We start from the raw sequence: 19,556 nt of genomic DNA, 5'->3' as shown, positions 1-19,556 counted from the left end.
GAAACTGACAAAAACTAGGGGAATGCTATGCCTTTTTTAACCTGATGGCTAGTCCGAGTTGCAGACAAATAACACAGTTCTGCATCGGTTTAGAAAAAAATGCTAAGCTAGTTGCCAAGATTAATTATTTTATTTTGAACTGCCTATTATGTTGCATTATCAAATCGAATTTGACGATTATCGCCAGCATCTTGTACATGTCACAGTGCGCTTTTTGGCAAACCCAACCCAAATCCTTTCTCTCCCAACTTGGATTCCAGGTAGTTATCTAATTCGTGAGTTTTCCAAGCATATTGAGTCGGTACGTGCTTATGATGAATCGGGACGCATTCTAAAAATTCAGAAATTTGAAAAGAATAAATGGCGCTTGTTCAATACAGATCATGAATTTATTACAGTTGAATATGATGTCTATGCCTATGACTTATCTGTACGTGGTGCCTATGTCGATCAGAACCGTTTATATGTCAATCCTGCATGCGCCTGTTTAGGTTTGGATGGTCAGGAAGAAAAAGAAATTGAAGTTGAACTGTTCTTGCCTGATGAATTAAAACATTTCCAATTGGCAACAGGCTTAGCATCTAAAAGTTTGGTCAAAGGTCGTTATACCTTAAAAGCCAAAAACTATGCAGAACTGATTGATGCACCGTTTGAGTTGGCTGAACAAACTCGTTTTAGCTTCAATGCTGAAGGCATAGCGCATGAATTTGTGGTTTCAGGGCAACATGCCATGAATGCCGAGCGTATGCAGCAAGACATCGAAAAAATCTGTGCCACTGAAATTAAAATATTTGGTTCGGTACCGTTTGCCAACTATACCTTTATGACCATGGCAACGGGCAATAGCTATGGTGGTTTAGAGCATCCGAACAGCACCAGTTTAATTACACCACGAAGTGATTTGCCAAAAGTAGACGAACCTGAAGAACCGTCGGAAGATTATCAGCGCTTTTTAGGCTTGTGCAGCCATGAATATTTCCATTCGTGGTTAGTGAAGTTTATTCGTCCTGAAAATTTGGTCAATTACGATTTAAATAAAGAAAGTTACACCACCTTGCTTTGGGTGTTTGAAGGCTTTACTTCATATTATGATGATTTGATTTTGCTACGCAGTGGCGTGGTATCACAAGAATCTTACTTAAAGTTATTAAAAACCCAGATTGATCGTTATCTACAGAACCCTGGTCGTAATGTGCAAAGCGTAGCGGAATCCAGTTTTGATGCGTGGGTCAAGTTCTATCGTCAGGATGAAAACTCGAATAACGCAGGTACCAGCTATTACAACAAAGGTTGTTTAGTCGCATTGTGTCTGGATTTAGGTCTGCGTTTACGTGGTTCAAGCTTGGATGCCTTAATGCGAAAACTATATGAAAATGCACAAAAGGGTGTGCAGGTACACGAGCGTACGATTGTTGAGCTATGCAATGAGTTGACTGGTGATAATTGGATTGAACAAATTAACCATTTAATCAATACAGTCGATGAATTACCGCTCGATCAATTATTCCCAGAATTTGGCTTAAGCTACAGTTTAAAAAATGACAAATCATTGCCATTTGGCATGAAAGTTGTAGACAAGCCAGAGGGCGTATTGATTCAGCAAACTCGCCGTGATGGTGCTGCTGCACAAGCAGGTCTTTCAGCTAATGACGTTATCCTTGCGATTGATGGCTTAAAAGCCAGTGAGAAATTATTAGCTCAATATGCGAAGCGTGAGAGTACATTTACCGTATTTGCCTTCCGTCGTGATGAGCTGATGCAATTTGAAATTCAAGCTGGCGAAATTGGCTTAACCACTGTGGAATTAAAAGTGGAAGATCAGGCGAAGGCAGATGCTTGGTTAAAAGCTTAAGCTGTCGGGCTTAAATAGAGTTAAAAAAACGATGCTTTTTAGCATCGTTTTTTATATTGAATTCAAAACCAGTTTTGAAGCATCAGTTCCCACGGTAAGTAGAATAACCATAAGGGCTAATCAGCAGTGGAATGTGGTAATGCTCAAGTGAGCCATCAATCACAAATACCACTGGAACCTCTGGAAAGAATGAACGTTGATTCTTTTGACGGAACCAGTCACCCGTTTTGAAGGTAACTTTATAGATGCCTTTCTGTAAAGCGGTGTCTTTGGGATAAAGCTCAGTAATTCGACCTTGTTCATTGGTTGTACCTGAATTGATCTCGACCCATTGATTGTTTTGCTGCGTTTCTAGCACGACTTTCACATTTGTAGACGGTAAACCATTATCCAAATTGAGTACATGAACACTTAAGGGATTTTGTGCAAAGCAGAAAGAAGAGAGGCCAAGTCCAACAAGTGGCAAGAAATATTTAACCATCTGATTGTTCCTAAAGCTTAAAAAAGATTGATTTTAAACAATCAATCAGAGATCAACATTTCATTATGTAACCGTCACCAGAAGCGACAGAACATTAATGAACAATGGATACGCAGAGCCAACTCAGCGTTATGGTTGTTCTCTTTTAGTTGGAACCAACATCCGTGATACACCTCTAAACTCTGCAATTGTTTCTTGCTTTTGGTTCACCACCTGAATGTCGTAAAATTCGGAACGACCTGCTTGGGAGCGTAACTCCGCAGTTGCAGTGAGTACATCGCCTATCTGTCCAGGTTTAATGTAGCTGATATTACAGTGCTGTCCCACGGCAGGGGAATCACCTGTATTGCAAGCTACGGCAAAAGCACCATCTGCTAAAGTGAAGATAATTCCGCCATGACAAGTACCATGTCCTTGAGTATGTCGTTTTTCAACCAAGAGCTGCACTTTGGCATAGCAGTCTTTATAGTCAACTAAGCGGGCACCAATGTCTTGCATCACCTGATCATTGTTAAATAATGTATGTCCTTTTACCGGGTCCATGTTTCATCCTTTTTTGATACATTTATGCTAAATATTATTAAATTATGAATCATAATTAGCATTATCATAGAGCCTGATCAAGTGGTTTTCATAAAAATGAGAAATTTGAAAGTTCAACAAATATTCAAGGCTCAGGAGGAAATAGATCGTAATTTAAGATGAATTGATTATCGTATCGCCATATATTGGATTACATATGAACATTAGCGATTTGAAAGAATAACGATAAGAATAAATAGTGCAGGGGATGTTTTGTTCTATATATAAATGATTGACTTTAAAAAGTGTTTAAAAAAACCACACAAACTGTTGGGTATTTTCTCACGAAATGTCGTTATCACAAGATATATCGTTGACTGATAAGCGTTGAAGGCCGATACTCTCAGGGTTTATTCAAGCAATCGGTTCGTAGGACTGGGCCAAAAGTCTAGTTCTCAATACTCAATTTAACACAAGGGGCTATATATGGCTGGTGGAAAGTCAAACATCATTTACACACTGACTGATGAGGCGCCATTGTTGGCGACTTATTCGCTACTGCCGATCATTGAGACCTTTACTAAATCTGCTGGTGTAGAGATCGTTAAAACGGATATCTCTGTTGCCGCACGTGTTCTTGCAGAATTCTCTGAATGCCTAAAAGAAGAGCAAAAAGTGCCAGACAATCTTGCAGAACTAGGTCGCCTTACACAAGATCCTGACACAAACATCATCAAACTTCCAAATATCAGTGCATCTGTTGCTCAGTTAATAGCATGTATCAAAGAGCTTCAATCAAAAGGCTATGCGATTCCTGACTATCCTGAAAACCCAACCACTGAAGATGAGAAAGCGATTAAAGCACGTTATGGTAAGTGCTTAGGTTCAGCTGTAAACCCTGTTTTACGTGAAGGTAACTCTGACCGCCGTGCACCTGCTGCAGTAAAGAATTACGCTAAAAAACACCCGCACTCTATGAGCGAGTGGAAGCAATGGTCACAAACTCACGTTTCACACATGGAAGAAGGTGACTTCTATCATGGTGAAAAATCGATGACGCTTGATCGCGCGCGTAACGTGAAAATGGAATTGATCACTAAATCTGGTGAAACCATTGTACTTAAGCCAAAAGTTGCGCTTCTAGATGGCGAAATCATTGACTCAATGTTTATGAGCAAGAAAGCACTGTGTGATTTCTACGAGAAACAACTTGAAGACTGTCGTGAAGCAGGTATTTTGTTCTCATTGCACGTTAAAGCAACCATGATGAAAGTATCGCACCCAATCGTATTTGGTCACTGCGTTAAGATTTATTATAAAGATGCATTCGAAAAACATGGCAAATTGTTCGATGAGCTCGGTATTAACGTAAACAATGGTATGGCTGGTCTTTACGAAAAGATCGCAACTTTACCGACGTCTTTACGTGAAGAAATCATCGAAGATTTACACGCTTGCCAAGAACACCGTCCTGCACTTGCAATGGTTGATTCTGCGAAAGGCATCACAAACTTCCACTCTCCAAACGACGTGATTGTAGATGCTTCTATGCCTGCAATGATCCGTGGTGGTGGTAAAATGTGGGGCGCTGACGGCAAACCTTATGACTGTAAAGCAGTAATGCCTGAGTCAACTTTTGCGCGTATCTACCAAGAAATGATCAATTTCTGTAAGTGGAATGGTAACTTTGACCCACGTACGATGGGTACTGTGCCTAACGTTGGTTTGATGGCACAAAAAGCTGAAGAATACGGTTCACATGACAAAACTTTCGAAATTTCTGAGGCGGGTGTTGCAAACATCACTGACCTAGAAACTGGCGAAGTGTTGATGTCACAGAATGTGGAAGAAGGCGATATCTGGCGTATGTGTCAGGTGAAAGACGCACCGATTCGTGACTGGGTAAAACTTGCTGTAAACCGTGCACGTAACTCAGGCATGCCTGCGATTTTCTGGCTTGACCCGTACCGTCCACATGAAAATGAACTCATCAAGAAAGTACAAACGTATTTAAAAGATTATGACACTGCTGGTTTAGACATTCTGATCATGTCTCAAGTACGTGCAATGCGTTATACACTTGAACGTGTAGCGCGTGGCCTAGATACGATTTCTGTAACGGGTAACATCTTACGTGACTACTTGACTGATTTGTTTCCAATTATGGAATTGGGTACTTCAGCGAAAATGTTGTCTATCGTTCCGTTAATGGCGGGCGGTGGTATGTACGAAACTGGTGCGGGTGGTTCAGCGCCTAAACACGTACAACAACTCGTAGAAGAAAACCACTTACGTTGGGATTCTTTAGGTGAGTTCTTGGCGCTTGCAGTCTCGCTTGAAGAGTTGGGCATTAAAGAAAATAACGCTCAGGCTAAACTTCTTGCGAAGACTTTAGATCAAGCAACTGGTCAGTTATTGGACAATGATAAGTCTCCATCACGCCGTACAGGTGAGTTGGACAACCGTGGTAGCCATTTCTATTTAGCGAAGTTCTGGGCTGAAGCTTTGGCTGCTCAGGATGAAGATGCTGAGTTGAAAGCGAAGTTTGCGCCACTTGCAAAAGTACTTGCTGAAAATGAAGACAAAATCATTGCGGAGCTTTCTGCTGTTCAAGGTAAAGCTGCGGACATCGGTGGTTACTATGCTGTAGATACAGCGAAAGTAACTGCTGTAATGCGTCCAAGTGCAACGTTGAATGCTGCACTTGAAACTGTTTAAGTTTAGCAAAATCGGCTTTTAGCCGATGATGTGAAAAAAGCCGATGCAAATGCATCGGCTTTTTTTATTTTGTAATATACATACAATTGATGTAACAATGTCTTAAGTGTAGATTTGAATTAGAAAAATAGATGAAAGTTTATAAATATAGGTATGGTTCAAAGTGTGATTTAGAATCTTTAAAACAAGATTATTTCTATGCACCACATCCATCTAAACTCAATGATCCATGTGAAAATTTATTTGATACAGGGGATATTGAGCACATTTTAGCTAAATTGGCTGATATTAGTTTAGTTTCGACAAAAGGAGTTTCTGAGAGTTTTTCTACTTTAGTTGTGAAATTAAAAGAAGTAGGTATCTATTCTCTAAGTAAGACAGTTTTAGATGAGCTTCTTTGGGCATATTATGCAGATTCTCATAGAGGTTTTTGTATTGAATATGATTTAGAAAAATTGGGTGAATTGAGTAAATTTGCTGGCTCTTTTGATGTGACATATCAAGACTCAATTCCTAAAATTCAATTTGATATGTTTATTGGAGCTAAAAATATAGTTGAAACTCTTAAGTTAACAGCAGGAACAAAATCGAAAGCTTGGCAACATGAAGATGAAATACGAATTGTTATGGATCAGTTTGGAGAAGTTGAATATAACTTTAGAGCTGTAAAGGCGATTTACTTTGGATTAAGAATGCCGAAAAAATGGCAAGATTTGCATGAAGATAATGAAAAACTACCTGATCATTTATCTCAAGTGAGTCAAGATCAAGTCATGCATACTTTGAAAGGTAGAGGCATTAAATATTATCAAATGCTATTAAAGCCAAATAGTTACCAGTTTGAATATATTGAAATTGAAGATTTATTTAAAGATTCACCTAAATATAAAAGTAATATTAAATCTATAGATAAGTCTTTGATTGATTATAATGATTATGGGTGGGGTGTAGAAAAGCAATATTTTGATAAAGTAGCAGAGGTTATTAGATGTGATCCGTATTTTGAAAAATTGGACTCAATATTTATTTCGTCAAGTGAATCAAAAAGTAGAAATGAGCCAATAATTTATGTTGGCTTTTATAAGTCGGGAAATGATTTATTGCCAAATAAGCGGTATTTGACTTTGACTCAAATTGATGAGCTATATAAAGAAATAAATTTATAATAAAAAGCCCACTGACGTGGGCTTTAAAGCAATCAACTTTTAACGACCATTACGTCCGCGACCACGTGGTGCTTTTGTATTTGGGCGTGTTGTACCATTGGTTTTACGCTTTGGTTTCTCACTTTCATCCATTTGCCAGATACGTTTAGTACCTGAAGTCTTCTTCACTGAACCATCTTTGTTCTTACGAACCATAGGTTTACCACCAGTACCGCCCGGTTTTTTCACATAAGAGCGTGAACGGTAAGGTTCTTCAGCAGGAATATTTTGAAAGTCAGGGTATAAAAGTGGCTCAATTTCTTTAGTTTCACCTGGTTGTAAACCCATTTGAACCAAATCAATTGCACCAATTCGAGTACGAATTAAACGTAAAGTTGGAAAACCTACAGCAGCAGTCATACGACGGACTTGACGGTTACGACCTTCACAAATCGAAATTTCGGCCCAAGATGTAGGGACAGATGCACGGAAACGTACAGGGGGATCACGATCCCATAACCACTCAGGTTGTTCAACCTTAGATGCTTTGGCAGGTAAGGTCATGCCATCTTTTAATTCAACACCTTTGCGAAGTTGCTCTAATGCTTCTTCGGTTACATCACCATCAAGCTGTACTAAATAAGTTTTGTACTTTTTGTTTGCAGGGTTGGTAATGTATTGATTTAAACCACCGTGGTCAGTTAAAAAAACTAAGCCTTCAGAGTCCATATCAAGACGACCAGCTAAACGCAAAGTCGAATCGTCTATAAAATCAGACATCGTCATGTGTGCTTCGTCTTTACGAAACTGCGACAGCACATCATAAGGCTTGTTAAGAATGACTATTTTCACTTTAACCTACTAGAAAATTTAAAAAATTTGTTTGGACTTGTTTGAATTACCCGTTTGGTTACCCGTATAAGTGGGAGTAGGTCGGGAAGGGTAAAGAAAAAGCCCACGATATTGGGGCTACTATATCAGATTTCGGCTTGTGCTCCTCAATTTTATTCTTTACATCTGATGTGTAACTCTCTTTGCTTTGAACCCTGCAAGTATTCGTCGAATATCTGATTTTATGTGTCTTTCAGGAGATTAGAGAAACGATCTAATTCAGTACAACGTTTATGTCTGAGCTTGAATAAGCTCGTCGCATGCTGAAATATTGCTCTTAAGAGTATTCAATGAGTGAGATTCATCTCCTTTGAAATATGAATGGATAGGGAGATAGACACCTGCAAAAGTCAAACCATTTTCATAGCTAGCAATGGTTGAAAATGCAGTGCAATACACATCAAAGACAGGGTTGATGATTTCTTCCATCATTGCAATGGTAATGTGTGCTGGGTAGGTGATTGCGTTGCACTGATCAACATGCAGCGGATGCTTAAGTAGCATACATCTTTAATACATTTTTTAATGTTGTAATTCAATATGTTGTGGAAGAAGTTTCATGCCTATAAGGAATTCTTCTTTAGACACAGATATTCACGGATCATTGAGTTAAAGCATTGGGTTCCTTCATTTATTTTCATTGCTATCAGGGTTCGAATCTTTCAGTCGAATTCATTTCATGTCGGACACGACTAATCTGGTCATAGATGACTTTACGCATTCGGTTTATAGCGCCAAGAGGTTTGTGCTCAGCTAATGCATGCCATGGCGTAAAGGAGAGGTTTTCACAAAATTTATTTTGCTCTGGGGTATCAAATACTTGCTGAGGAATACGAATCGTTGCCACCTTGTAAAAAGGGGCTTGGTCTTCTTTCCATTCTGTCATAGAGTCTTCAACGGACATGGAGGTGGATGTTCGAGGTTGGACTAAAAACTCCATGCATGCATCACTTTCTTGCAAACTCGTACGGAGCGCATCTCTTAAGAAGTTCTGCTGAGGTTTAGCTGGAATAGGGCTGACAACAGTCGAACACGCTCGAGCAGAATATTTTACCGCTTGACGATTGCTACCTAATCCTAATTGATAGGGCACCATAGACCAGTATCTAGTTTGCAGTGGATTCGAAATTTTATTTCTAGTATTTAGGGCAATCCAAGTTCCTTTTGCTCCTAATGCAAAAGGAATATGCAGTTTTTTTAGAAATTTGTCACTATTGATATCTTGCATGAATGACAGATAGCGAGCGGGGTCGTTAGCAAAAAAGACAGGATGATTGATCATGATGAAATCTTGCGTGGAAGTGGCCTCATCTGAAATATTTTTCCCTGGCACGGCTAAAAGTTTGATTGCCATGCCACGTGCATCTTTTTTTATATCCGCCTGTTTAGCATTACTCGATCCATTGGAAAAGCGAATCCATGCTTGATAGGTTTTGCCCGGAATAAAAGCACCTTGAATCAGGTTTTGAGGCAATGTTTCATTTATTTTGAATTCTGCGCGTACGCAACCATGGGCTTTAGGGTGTGCATCACGTAGCGCGATATCTGTGGCATATTGTTTTCGGATTGACATCTCAATGATGTCTGCAATTTGCTGAGCCGTGGCTGCCTCATTTGGATAAAGACTTTCACTTAAACTGGGATCTATATTGGGGTAAATAAGTGCTTTAGGGGTATTCATCACTACAGGTGGAGTGTTTGCAGACGCAATAGTGGTAACACTTGTGAACAATACAGTGGGAAAAAGTAAACCTAAGAGCTGAGGTCTTTTGAAGTTGGGCATTGATTGTCTCCTTGCTTTAAAGCTTAATTTTTTTAATTTTTAGCCAGATGACGTGAAATGATTCAGACCTATTTAATATATCGAATAATGATAATCTCTGCGGCATTTTTTTATTTACTGGCTTTCTATTGAAAATCTTAATTGTGATTCTTCGAAAAAGTGATGAAAATTTGATAAGAGTCTGAACGCTATTTGGTGATATTTATATCCCTCAATTGATAAAAATTATAAAAGTGAGCGATCATGAGAGAAAAAATGAATGTCTAGCTTATGGGAATTTGTATTACAAACCAGAAGCTTCTGAGCTTTGCAACTGTCGAGAATATCAATTTAATCTGGTTGCCAAGATGATTTAATTCATTTCAGGCTGACGGGCTAAAGTCATGGATCATTGCTTGATTTAGCCCAATATGGGTTAGTATTTTATGAAATATGGTTCTAGGGGTTATGCCGTCCATTTTCAGAGGAGAGAGTAAAGACATCTTCTTGCATGATTACTTTAAATATGTTGTGAGCAGCTTATTTCTTTTTGAGGGTATTTTTTTTTGAATAGAGCCTGAACCTTGAGCAAATTTAGCTTTGGTTGCATCTGTAATTATTTAATTGTTTTACATTAACAATGAATGGTAGTAAAAACACAATTTGAAAAAAATGGTAATGCATTGCGCTTAAAAATAAAACAGTTTGTGAACAGAACGTATTTTGTGAAATGTTCATAGTAAGTGCATATCCATAAAATGACTTTTGAGGATTAGCCCAATGACAAATACAACAATTTTTGAAGCATTAAGACAAAGTCACGACAAGCAGAGAATGTTATCTGAACAATTAATTCAGACTTCGGGAGACACTGAAGAAAGACATGAATTGTTCAATGAATTAAAAAATGAATTGTTTGCACATTCAGTCGCAGAAGACAGATATCTTTATATTCCACTTATGATGACTGATTCAGGTCTTAACATCACCCGTCATGCATTGGCAGAACATCACGAGATGGATGAGTTGTTAGAGCAATTGAGCGAAACTGAGTTTAGCCATCCGAGTTGGTTGGTGATTGCAAAAAAATTATCTGAAAAAGTCCACCATCATTTAAAGGAAGAGGAACATGGTTTTTTCCAACAAGCAGGAAAAATTTTAGCTGAACAGCAAAAAACGCAATTGGCTAAGCAATATTTGAAAGAATATAATAAATATCTGAGCAAGGAAAAAGATAGTCTAACCAGTTGATGTGGGAGTGGATGTATATAAATTGGCACTACATGAAAATTCATTTAAAAAAAAGCATCTTTTAACAAATATTTTAAATATATCTTTAACCAAAGTATTGTAAATCGTTCTCAGTTTTGGCAGTATTAGCACAAGATTTAAAGCTGATAGTTCCCTGACTTGTTTTAAATTTTTTAAAGCCTACATGACTCATTTGTAGGCTTTTTTTTTTGCTTAAAAATTATATCGCATGAATTGAGGTTGCGGTTTCGTCTAATGAAGAAATTGCTTTGTTTTCTGTTTTGAAGCTGAGAGGATTTTGCAAGATAACCAAAACACTATTGGGAATTGTAGGGCTCATGGTTAGAATTAAGTCAATTTAAAAAGCTCACATTATTAGAATGAAACCTCAATACCGAAGCATTAAAATTATAGCTATCTTATTACCTCTTAGTTGCATGTTGCTGGCATGTAAACCGCCTGTTTCAGGTGAGTCTACAGGTTGGAAATATCCTGTCTTACAGTTTCAATTGGCTCGTCAAAATCTTCCAGTGCAATTACCTATGCCTGTTGAAGGCGTCACCTCAAAACAAATAAATGATACATGGGGTGCTGCAAGAGGTCAGAATCGTAAACATGAAGGTATTGATATCTTTGCTAAAAGAGGAACTACTGTACTCAGTACAACGCAAGGCATAGTTGCTAAAGTTGGTCTAGACAGCTTAGGTGGCAAAGTTGTGTGGGTGATTGGCCCAGATTTAAGTCGACATTATTATGCACATTTAGAGGCTTATGCTCCACATTTAGAAGTAGGTGATTGGGTTGAGCAAGGGTCAGTACTGGGTTCTGTGGGCAACACGGGCAATGCGAAAAATACACCACCACATTTACATTATGGTATTTATTTTACTGGGCAAGGAGCGGTGAACCCTTATCCATTTTTAAGCCATAAGCAGGGTTTATAAAGGTATATTCTTAGCGTGTCAGGTCAAGAAGATGATTGATCTAATTACATGAAAGACAAGAACAGGTTTTAGAGCATATTAAAAAAACATTGCCCGATTTTTCACGATTATTCAATTTCTTTAGAATATCCAATTATTCTCAATACGACCAATTTTAAAGGCTTGGAATAAAATATCTGCATGATTAATCTGTCATTGCTTTACTATTTTGGCTGGTTTTTGCATGTGGGCGAGTAAACCAAAACAGTTGCAAAGTGCCGAGCAATAGTACCGCAGAGGCAATGCTAAATTGTTGATGATAAGACACACCAAAATGCTGCAAAGTGCTAAAGCTAATACCGCCAATCAGTTGAATGGTGGCAAAACTGAGCGTTGCCATACTCCACAATTTTTTATATGCCAGACCGTACAATTGCAAAATGGTATAGGAGGTGAGGAAAACCACGGCAGGGTTAAGTAAACCTGTGAGGAATGAAGATATAAAGGTAAAAATAGGCGAAAAACTCAGTACTGCAATTAACACAGCAAAGATGTAGATGCTATATAACACTTTTAGTGCAGCAAAATTCCCGAGTTTTCGCGCCAAGACATAAGCGCTATACGCCCCCAAAGCACTGCCTAAGCCGTATAGAATCCAATTGAAATTAATCCAGAATAAATTCAAAACCAATACATGGCTCAAGTAGTCAATCCAGAATAAAGAATGGGGAATATAGGCAAATGCGCTACAGGCATATGCAATTAACAAGCTGTAGTAAATAAAGCTAACTTGATTTGATTGGGACTGTGTTGCAGGAGTGACTTGTAGTTGAGCTTGAAATGGACGTACCAGAAACCAAAGTAGTGTGCTCATAGCAAAAGCGAAAGCACACAAGATCAACCACGCAGTAGAAATTGCAATTCGGTCGAGATAAGGCATAAATAACGTGGCACATAAAACCCCCAAGCCAATGCCACTAAAACCAATAAAGTTGATTTTAAAGCGATGTTGTAAATCGCTGCATTGTGCGACCACACTTGGGGATAGAATCATTAGTAAGCCACCACTGATACCTGAAATAAAACGCCATGTTAAATACCAAGTTTCTGAAAAACTGGAAAAGGCACAGGCAAATAGACTCATTGAACCCAAAAAAGCGGCGCTAATGATATAGATTGGCATTTTAGGATTTTGTGGGATTTTCATGGCCCAATAGGCACCGACCAAATAACCTAAAAGGTTGGAGCTGCTTAAAATACTGGCAAAGTTATGACTCCATTCGTAGGCTTCGCGTGTTGAAGGCAATAAGGCCGTATAGGAAAAACGCAAAATACCGATGCCTAAACACATACTTAAACAAAGAAATGCGCTGAGTTTGAGGGTATTTGAGAACGTCCTGTTCATAAAATTTGACTAATTGTTTAAAAAAGACACTTGAACTATAAGGTGAAAAATCTAGAAAGACAATCGCTGACGTTTCACCTTTAGTCGAGGTCCATTCAAAGTTGGGGAAGATTAACGGCTTACTTTTGTTGGCATCTACCGCATCCCCAATGGTGTAGTAATGACCTCCCGCAACATGATGCACACTTTTCCACGATGGGTCAGCTTCATGGTAATACCAATGTCCATCACGAAATACGCGGTCATCTGCATAGGCTGCAACCACTTTCCCTATGAACAGATCATGTGCTTGCTGATTATGTGGTTCAGGAATTAATTCACAAATCAGCCAAGCGGCACAGCCTTCTACCACGGGTAAGTTAAAACCGTCAAAATGAAAAAGTGGGGTGTGGCAATGCTCAAGTTTAGCTGGATCATCAAACTGGCTGATTGAACCTAAGGCTTGTACCAACTCAATTTGCTTCAAGGTCGGAACTTGTAGCGCAAAATAGCCTGATTGTTCAATTAATTTTCGGGTTTTGGTGCTTTTATCCAGTACGACAGATACTTTAGCAGGCACCAGTTCTAGGGCGCAGGCCCAAGCTGCTGTCATGACATTTGTTTCTTGCTTATGTTGTGCAGATACCAATACGGTTGGGCCATGATTGAGTAAACGATACGCCTTTGCCAGTTCGACAGGTTGAATGTGTGGATTTAACAGCTCAGCCATATTTAGATTCAATAACATTATTTTCTTGGACATATCATAACTCTGATTGTTGCAGGAGTAGTCTAAATTTGAACACTTGGTGAGTCTGTACAGGTAAAGCCAAAAGTCGAATTGAATTTTGATTTATAATAGGGGTTACATTATTTAGGGAAAAAACATGAATATGCCCTTAATCATCAATGTCATACTCTTTGTGGCATTGCTGTTCTTATTAAGTCGGACACGTCATACCCATTGGAGCCTTGCCAAAAAGGTGCTTGCTGGTCTCTGCTTGGGGGTAGTGTTCGGTTTACTCTTGCATGTGGTTTATGGCACAGGTTCAACAGTGCTGCAAGAGTCAGTGCAATGGTTTAACTTGGTGGGTAAAGGCTATGTCAAACTGTTGCAAATGGTGGTCATGCCGCTAGTCTTCGTTTCCATTTTAGGCGCGGTGATTAAACTGCATGATGCAGGTTCACTCGGTAAAATCAGTTTTATTAGTATCGGTACGCTTTTAGTTACAACAGCGATCGCTGCTTTTGTCGGTGTGGTGGTGACCAATGCCTTTGGACTCACTGCGGCAGGTTTGGTTCAAGGTACTCAAGAAACTGAGCGTCTGAATGCGATTCAAACCGACTATGTCGGACAAGTGACAGATTTACAAGTTCCAGATCTATTTTTATCGTTCATTCCGAGTAACCCTTTTGCTGAACTGACTGGCGCACATCCGACTTCAATTATTAGTGTCGTGATCTTTGCGGTATTCCTTGGTATGGCAGGCTTAAACTTAATCAAGGCGGATGCAGAGAAAGGGCAAAAACTGCTTGCTGCAATTGAAATTATGCAAGCATGGGTGATGAAATTAGTTCGCTTAATTATGACTCTTACGCCTTATGGTGTGTTTGCCTTAATGACCAATATTGTGGCGAATTCGAAGTTGGCGGATATTCTGAACTTGGGTGGCTTCCTTGTCGCATCTTATATTGGTTTAGGCATCATGTTTGCGGTGCATGCAATCATTTTGTTGCTGACGGGTGTCAATCCAGTTCAATTCTTTAAAAAGGTTTGGCCTGTATTAACTTTTGCATTTACCAGTCGCTCTAGTGCGGCAAGTATTCCACTGAATATTGAGGCACAAACGCGCCGTCTGGGCGTGCCTGAGTCGATTGCTAGCTTCTCAGCCTCTTTTGGGACAACCATTGGTCAAAATGGTTGTGCTGGTTTATATCCGGCCATGTTGGCGGTGATGGTTGCACCAACCGTTGGGATTAACCCATTAGATCCTATCTGGATTCTGACTTTAGTCTGTGTTGTAACGCTTAGTTCTGTCGGTGTTGCAGGTGTGGGTGGTGGTGCAACCTTCGCTGCCTTAATTGTGTTGCCGATGTTGGGATTACCCGTAACTTTAGTGGCGTTACTCATTTCGATTGAACCTTTGATTGATATGGGGCGTACGGCGTTGAATGTGAATGGTTCAATGACTGCGGGTATGGTCACCAGTCAAGTCTTGGGGCAAACCGATCAAACCATTTTTAAACAAGAAAATGTTGATTTAACTGAAAATTAAATTCTTTGTTCAGTTGTAAAATTGAAAGTCAGTATTCTTAAATATTGGCTTTCTTTTTTTGCACGATGAAAAACTGTACCCATAAATCAAATAAATTTGTATCTGTTATTGTTTGACTGTCACGGCATAATAACCATGAAACAATGGAGAAAAATTATGAAAATGTATCAAGTCGATGCTTTTAGCAATGCATTATTTAAGGGTAATCCTGCGGCAGTGATTGTGACTGAGCAATGGTTAGATGAAGCATTGATGCAAAATATTGCTTTGGAAAATAACCTGTCTGAAACTGCATTTGTAAAAAAGATTGATGCCGAGCATTTTGAAATTCGTTGGTTTACACCTACAGCAGAAGTTGATTTTTGTGGGCATGCAACTTTAGCCAGCAGTTTTGTGCTATTTAAAGATTTTACTCCAGCCAAAACCATTCATTTCCATGTGAAAAAATTGGGTGTTTTTGTTGTGAGTCAGGCGGACGATGGAAAAATTTGTATGAATTTCCCAATCCGCCGTGCAGAAAAAGTAGAAGATTATCCTGAACTTTTAACTCAGGCACTCAGCAAGCCATTTAAAAATGTTTATCTGAATCAACAGGCTTTTATTGTTGAGTATGAAAGTGTGCAAGACGTTTTGGATGAGCAACCCAACTTAGAGTTGTTAAAGCAATTGGGTTCTTTACGTACTGCTATTACCGCACATAGTTCAAGTGTAGATGTTGCTATTACTGCTTCAAATGCAGAGTATGATTGTGTGTCACGTTATTTTGCCCCTGCAATAGGCATCAATGAAGACCCTGTTACAGGTTCTATTCACACTGCGATAGCGCCATTGTGGGCAGAACGATTAAACAAAACAGAGTTGATTGCATATCAAGCCTCTACGCGAGGTGGCGAATTATATTGCAAAATTGTTGATCAGGAACGCATTGAAATTTCAGGTTATGGCAAACTCTATATGCAGGCAGAGTTGTTCCTGGATTAATTATATTCGAACAAAGCAACGCTCAAAACTGAGGGTTGCTTTGCAAAACTTCACTATAAATACCATTTTCGATTCCGTAAGATAGGCAGCTTATAAAATATTTATATAACTGAATATATTGGAATTAACATGTTAATGCGGTTGAAAAAACTTACTTTCTCTCTGTTTTTTGTTGGTTTAAGTTCGGCTGCTTGGGCACAGCCAGTTTTGGTCAAATCAGATCATCAAATTGAAGAATATAAATTAGATAACGGTTTTCGGGTGATTTTGGCACCTAATGATAAAGAAAATAAAGTCTATATGAGCACCATATATCTGACAGGCTCATTGAATGATCCGCAAGGTAAAGGAGGGTTAGCACATTTGTTAGAACACCTTGCTTTTAAGGGGACACAAAATGTCAAAGGTGAAGAATTCCAGCGTAGATTGGATCAATACACTTTAATGACCAATGCCAGTACTGACTATTATTCGACCCGCTATATTAATGTCGTGCGTCCTGAACAAACCGCTTTGAATGAAATCTTGCATTTAGAAGCCGAGCGTATGGATAAATTAGTGCTGCAAGAGAAGTTTGTTCCTTCTGAAATTGCCATTGTGAAACGTGAGCGGGAAGTACGTCTGGATCAACCTTTTGCCGTATTGATGGATCAGATGTGGAAATCGGCTTATGGCAACCAGTATTTAGGACGTTTACCCATTGGCGATTTAAAAGAATTGCAGTCCATCAAAATGAATGAACTGAGCCAGTTCTATCGTACGTGGTATGCACCCAATAATGCAGCAATGGTGATTGCAGGTAAATTCGACAAAGGGCAAGTGTTGAAGCAGATTGATCAGCAGTTTAGTTCAATTCCTGCACGTCAAATTCCTGCTCAGGTTCAAGTGCCGCAGTTGGATGCAAGTAAAATTAAACAGCGTGAATTTACTGTGGCAAAAGGCAGTGATTTAGCCAAGTTCAATATTTACTTGAACGGAAAAAATGAACAGATCAAACCCGCTTTAGCTTTGTCGCCGTTATTATATACCATGCAGCCGAGTGGGCATTTATATCAAAGTATGGTGGAAACTGGCACCAGTACTATGGTGCAGGCAACCACATGGCTAGATCGTGATTTTAACTTGGTGTTTATGGGCGCAATTTATGCACCGAATCATAATGCTGAGCAGGTCGATCAAGCGCTCGATCAAGGGGTAGAAAAAGCCCAAGATTTTAATGAAACAGAATTAAAGCGCGTGAAAAGTCTCATTCAAAATCAGGCCGACAGCATTCAAAGTAACTCTGCGGCATTGGGTTCACGTCTGGCGGATTATTTTGTAGCGAGTCAGGGACGTTGGGATCAATATTATGTCGATCTCAATAACATTCAAAACCTCAGTCTGAATGAGGTCAATCAGACCTTAAATCAGTTCTTGGTCAAAGAACATCGTATTACAGGTGATATTCAGCCTACTCCTGAAGATCAGAAAAAAGCCATGCAACAGCAGCAGGCAAAAGCGCCAAAGCAGACCTTAGACCAACAGGCTCAAAAAACAGAACCACTCAAAGATGTGAGTGTGTATCAACAAGAAGTAGCACAATATGTTGCAAGTTCTCAGCAATATTTGGAAAAGAACGAGAAGAATATTCAACGCGGTGTATTAAAGAACGGGATGAAATATGCACTTTATCCTGTTGCGACCCGTGACAATAAAACTTATGCCACCATTAATGTGGAGTTCGGTACAGCCCAAAGTTTGATGAACAAAAGTGAAATTATTGATTTCACTTCTTATTTATTGCTCCGTGCTTCAGATAAATACAGTCTGCAAGACATTGCCGATAAATCGATTGATGCAGGTGGTTCAGCAACAGCATCGTCTAATGGTAATGGCATGACCATTCAAATTGTGGCGAAAAAGGAAAAGTTTGCAGAGTTCTTTAATTACATTGTGGATGTCATGAAGAACCCAAAGTTTGAGCAGTCACAGTTTGATTTAATTAAATCTCAAACATTATCGAGCTTAAACCGTCCCTATACAGAACCTGAAACCGTTGCAGCACTGACCATTGCGCGTTTAATTGAAATCTATCCGCAAGGAGATTTACGCTATCACTTTGAGCCTGAATATGCCAAAAAACAATTTCATGCTTCTACTAATGAGCAAGTGAAGCAACTGTATCAGCAGTTCTTTGCCATGAATCATGCACAAATCGCCATTACAGGGGAGTTTGATGCCAAGAAAATGTTGCGGACGATAAAAAAACAGTTTGGGAACTGGAACGGCACTCAAGCTTATACGCAACTCACGTCTGAATATACGCCGTATAAAGCACAGAAGCAGCATGTGCTGTCAGAGCAACGAGAATTTGGCAGCTATCAAAGCTTACTGACTTTCCCACTAGGTGAGGATCATCCAGATGCACCAGCCATGTTGGTCTTTAGTTATATTCTCGGAGATTCTCAACTGTCTTCACGTTTAGCTCAGGAATTGCGTGAGAAGAATGCTTTGGTGTATGGCTTTGGCAGTGAAATTCAGTTAGATGATTGGGTGAATTCAGGTGTGTTGAGTATTAGTGCCAATTACACCGCAGGTAAAGCTGAGCAAGTGTCGCAGGCTGTGCATAAAGTTTTACAAGAATTGCTAGATCATGGTGTCACAGAACAAGAGTTAGAAGCGGCTAAAGCCGATATTCTAAAAAATCGCGTAACGGCTTTGGAAGATGAACGCAATATTCATCAAATGCTAACCTCACAATTAGAACAAAACCGCGATTTATTGTTCCGTAAAAAACGTGATCAGGCGATTGCCAACTTGACCAAAGCAGATGTAGACCAAGCCATCAAAAAATATATTCATCTCGATCAATTGGTTGAAGTGTTGGCGGATCAATATGGGCAGGCTAAGCCTTAGTTTTTCTGAGTTCTAAGTATCTTGAATGTTTTAATAAAAAGTCACAATTTTGTGGCTTTTTATTTTATAACTTGTAGTTAAATTAAACAGATGGTAAAAAATAAACAAAATTTTATATTACTTCTTAATAACGAAAACATCATTTTGATTGAGTCTATCTATATGAAGAAAATTCTAAAAATTTCTGGTTATTTGCTTTTTGTATTTGCAATCGGTACTTCTTACGCTACAGCAGCGACTGAAACGCGTGTCATTCGTGCTGAAAATGGGCAATTGGTGTCACTTGGCGATAGCTATATTCAGTTGGTGCAAAATATGCAGCAACCTCCAATATCGATACGGAATTACGAGTGGGAAGAAGGCCGGAAGCAGCTTACTGCATCAGACCATGTGTATTTGGTGGGGAATACCTATTACACCGTCACCATTGTAGATAACGTAATAAAAAAGATCGTTTGGGATCGTAAAGTTTAAA

15 protein-coding genes and 1 pseudogene are annotated in these 19,556 nt (G+C 39.2%); 9 read left to right on the top strand and 7 right to left on the bottom strand.

From position 1 onward, the window contains the following. Nucleotides 1–148: 148 nt before the first annotated feature. On the top strand, nt 149–1,852 hold the full coding sequence (locus tag E0H82_RS05490; protein ID WP_131263709.1) for a M61 family metallopeptidase: 1,704 nt from the start codon (nt 149–151) through the stop codon (nt 1,850–1,852). Between the two features lie 82 nt (nt 1,853–1,934). Here E0H82_RS05490 and uraH read toward each other — a convergent pair whose 3' ends face one another. Further along, entirely contained in the window at nt 1,935–2,333 is a 399-nt protein-coding gene (uraH, locus tag E0H82_RS05485; RefSeq protein WP_131263708.1) for a hydroxyisourate hydrolase, read from the bottom strand. Nucleotides 2,334–2,462: 129 nt separating this feature from the next. Further along, a complete protein-coding gene (gene paaI / locus E0H82_RS05480; protein ID WP_131263707.1) occupies nt 2,463–2,876 on the bottom strand; it encodes a hydroxyphenylacetyl-CoA thioesterase PaaI in 414 nt (137 codons plus the stop codon). 465 nt (nt 2,877–3,341) lie between these two features. Here paaI and E0H82_RS05475 point away from each other — a divergent pair, with 465 nt between their 5' ends. After that, nucleotides 3,342–5,573 (top strand): NADP-dependent isocitrate dehydrogenase, encoded by a 2,232-nt coding sequence (locus E0H82_RS05475; RefSeq protein WP_131263706.1) that lies wholly within the window; start codon nt 3,342–3,344, stop codon nt 5,571–5,573. Between the two features lie 131 nt (nt 5,574–5,704). Then, nucleotides 5,705–6,739 (top strand): DUF2971 domain-containing protein, encoded by a 1,035-nt coding sequence (locus E0H82_RS05470; RefSeq protein WP_131263705.1) that lies wholly within the window; start codon nt 5,705–5,707, stop codon nt 6,737–6,739. 39 nt (nt 6,740–6,778) lie between these two features. Here the strand turns inward: E0H82_RS05470 and E0H82_RS05465 are convergent, their stop codons facing one another. The 3 genes from E0H82_RS05465 to E0H82_RS05455 all read right to left on the bottom strand — a co-directional run bounded on the left by E0H82_RS05465 (nt 6,779) and on the right by E0H82_RS05455 (nt 9,392). Continuing rightward, complete coding sequence (locus tag E0H82_RS05465) at nt 6,779–7,570, bottom strand: pseudouridine synthase (protein ID WP_131263704.1); 792 nt, start codon at nt 7,568–7,570, stop codon at nt 6,779–6,781. Between the two features lie 270 nt (nt 7,571–7,840). Continuing rightward, nucleotides 7,841–8,113 (bottom strand): hypothetical protein, encoded by a 273-nt coding sequence (locus tag E0H82_RS05460; protein WP_131263703.1) that lies wholly within the window; start codon nt 8,111–8,113, stop codon nt 7,841–7,843. 142 nt (nt 8,114–8,255) lie between these two features. Next, on the bottom strand, nt 8,256–9,392 hold the full coding sequence (locus E0H82_RS05455; protein WP_131263702.1) for a catalase family protein: 1,137 nt from the start codon (nt 9,390–9,392) through the stop codon (nt 8,256–8,258). Between the two features lie 759 nt (nt 9,393–10,151). Here E0H82_RS05455 and E0H82_RS05450 point away from each other — a divergent pair. Beyond that, nucleotides 10,152–10,622, top strand: coding sequence for a hemerythrin domain-containing protein (locus E0H82_RS05450; protein WP_131263701.1), 471 nt, complete (start codon nt 10,152–10,154; stop codon nt 10,620–10,622). Nucleotides 10,623–11,002: 380 nt separating this feature from the next. Then, the gene (locus tag E0H82_RS05445; RefSeq protein ID WP_131263700.1) at nt 11,003–11,566 is read left to right on the top strand and encodes a M23 family metallopeptidase; all 564 of its coding nucleotides are present in this window, start codon (nt 11,003–11,005) and stop codon (nt 11,564–11,566) included. A 184-nt stretch (nt 11,567–11,750) separates the two neighbouring features. Here E0H82_RS05445 and E0H82_RS05440 read toward each other — a convergent pair whose 3' ends face one another. Further along, nucleotides 11,751–12,950 carry a YbfB/YjiJ family MFS transporter gene (locus E0H82_RS05440; RefSeq protein WP_213073958.1) on the bottom strand — a complete coding sequence of 400 codons (1,200 nt, stop codon included), beginning with the start codon at nt 12,948–12,950 and terminating at the stop codon, nt 11,751–11,753. A 127-nt stretch (nt 12,951–13,077) separates the two neighbouring features. Further along, nucleotides 13,078–13,659: pseudogene (locus E0H82_RS05435) on the bottom strand (flavin reductase family protein); the annotation flags it as partial. A 157-nt stretch (nt 13,660–13,816) separates the two neighbouring features. Here E0H82_RS05435 and E0H82_RS05430 point away from each other — a divergent pair. The 4 genes from E0H82_RS05430 to E0H82_RS05415 all read left to right on the top strand — a co-directional run bounded on the left by E0H82_RS05430 (nt 13,817) and on the right by E0H82_RS05415 (nt 19,555). Beyond that, the gene (locus E0H82_RS05430; RefSeq protein ID WP_131263698.1) at nt 13,817–15,205 is read left to right on the top strand and encodes an L-cystine transporter; all 1,389 of its coding nucleotides are present in this window, start codon (nt 13,817–13,819) and stop codon (nt 15,203–15,205) included. A 156-nt stretch (nt 15,206–15,361) separates the two neighbouring features. Continuing rightward, a complete protein-coding gene (locus E0H82_RS05425) occupies nt 15,362–16,186 on the top strand; it encodes a PhzF family phenazine biosynthesis protein (RefSeq protein WP_131263697.1) in 825 nt (274 codons plus the stop codon). Between the two features lie 129 nt (nt 16,187–16,315). Then, complete coding sequence (locus E0H82_RS05420; RefSeq protein WP_131263696.1) at nt 16,316–19,081, top strand: M16 family metallopeptidase; 2,766 nt, start codon at nt 16,316–16,318, stop codon at nt 19,079–19,081. A gap of 162 nt (nt 19,082–19,243) precedes the next feature. Beyond that, nucleotides 19,244–19,555 (top strand): hypothetical protein, encoded by a 312-nt coding sequence (locus tag E0H82_RS05415; RefSeq protein ID WP_131263695.1) that lies wholly within the window; start codon nt 19,244–19,246, stop codon nt 19,553–19,555. The last annotated feature ends 1 nt before the right edge of the window (nt 19,556 follow it).

The sequence above is a fragment of the Acinetobacter sp. ANC 4910 genome (assembly GCF_004331035.1).
In the GTDB taxonomy this organism is placed as follows: domain Bacteria; phylum Pseudomonadota; class Gammaproteobacteria; order Pseudomonadales; family Moraxellaceae; genus Acinetobacter.
Note: the sequence above shows the minus strand (reverse complement) of the source record. Positions and strands in the feature narration are given on the sequence as shown.

Excerpts from the sequence above, each read along its gene's own strand:
- E0H82_RS05490 (WP_131263709.1), top strand. The coding sequence starts at position 149 with ATGTTGCATTATCAAATCGAATTTGACGATTATCGCCAGCATCTTGTA.
- uraH (WP_131263708.1), bottom strand. The coding sequence starts at position 2,333 with ATGGTTAAATATTTCTTGCCACTTGTTGGACTTGGCCTCTCTTCTTTC.
- paaI (WP_131263707.1), bottom strand. The coding sequence starts at position 2,876 with ATGGACCCGGTAAAAGGACATACATTATTTAACAATGATCAGGTGATG.
- E0H82_RS05475 (WP_131263706.1), top strand. The coding sequence starts at position 3,342 with ATGGCTGGTGGAAAGTCAAACATCATTTACACACTGACTGATGAGGCG.
- E0H82_RS05470 (WP_131263705.1), top strand. The coding sequence starts at position 5,705 with ATGAAAGTTTATAAATATAGGTATGGTTCAAAGTGTGATTTAGAATCT.
- E0H82_RS05460 (WP_131263703.1), bottom strand. The coding sequence starts at position 8,113 with ATGCTACTTAAGCATCCGCTGCATGTTGATCAGTGCAACGCAATCACC.
- E0H82_RS05455 (WP_131263702.1), bottom strand. The coding sequence starts at position 9,392 with ATGCCCAACTTCAAAAGACCTCAGCTCTTAGGTTTACTTTTTCCCACT.
- E0H82_RS05450 (WP_131263701.1), top strand. The coding sequence starts at position 10,152 with ATGACAAATACAACAATTTTTGAAGCATTAAGACAAAGTCACGACAAG.
- E0H82_RS05445 (WP_131263700.1), top strand. The coding sequence starts at position 11,003 with ATGAAACCTCAATACCGAAGCATTAAAATTATAGCTATCTTATTACCT.
- E0H82_RS05440 (WP_213073958.1), bottom strand. The coding sequence starts at position 12,950 with ATGAACAGGACGTTCTCAAATACCCTCAAACTCAGCGCATTTCTTTGT.
- E0H82_RS05430 (WP_131263698.1), top strand. The coding sequence starts at position 13,817 with ATGAATATGCCCTTAATCATCAATGTCATACTCTTTGTGGCATTGCTG.
- E0H82_RS05425 (WP_131263697.1), top strand. The coding sequence starts at position 15,362 with ATGAAAATGTATCAAGTCGATGCTTTTAGCAATGCATTATTTAAGGGT.
- E0H82_RS05420 (WP_131263696.1), top strand. The coding sequence starts at position 16,316 with ATGTTAATGCGGTTGAAAAAACTTACTTTCTCTCTGTTTTTTGTTGGT.
- E0H82_RS05415 (WP_131263695.1), top strand. The coding sequence starts at position 19,244 with ATGAAGAAAATTCTAAAAATTTCTGGTTATTTGCTTTTTGTATTTGCA.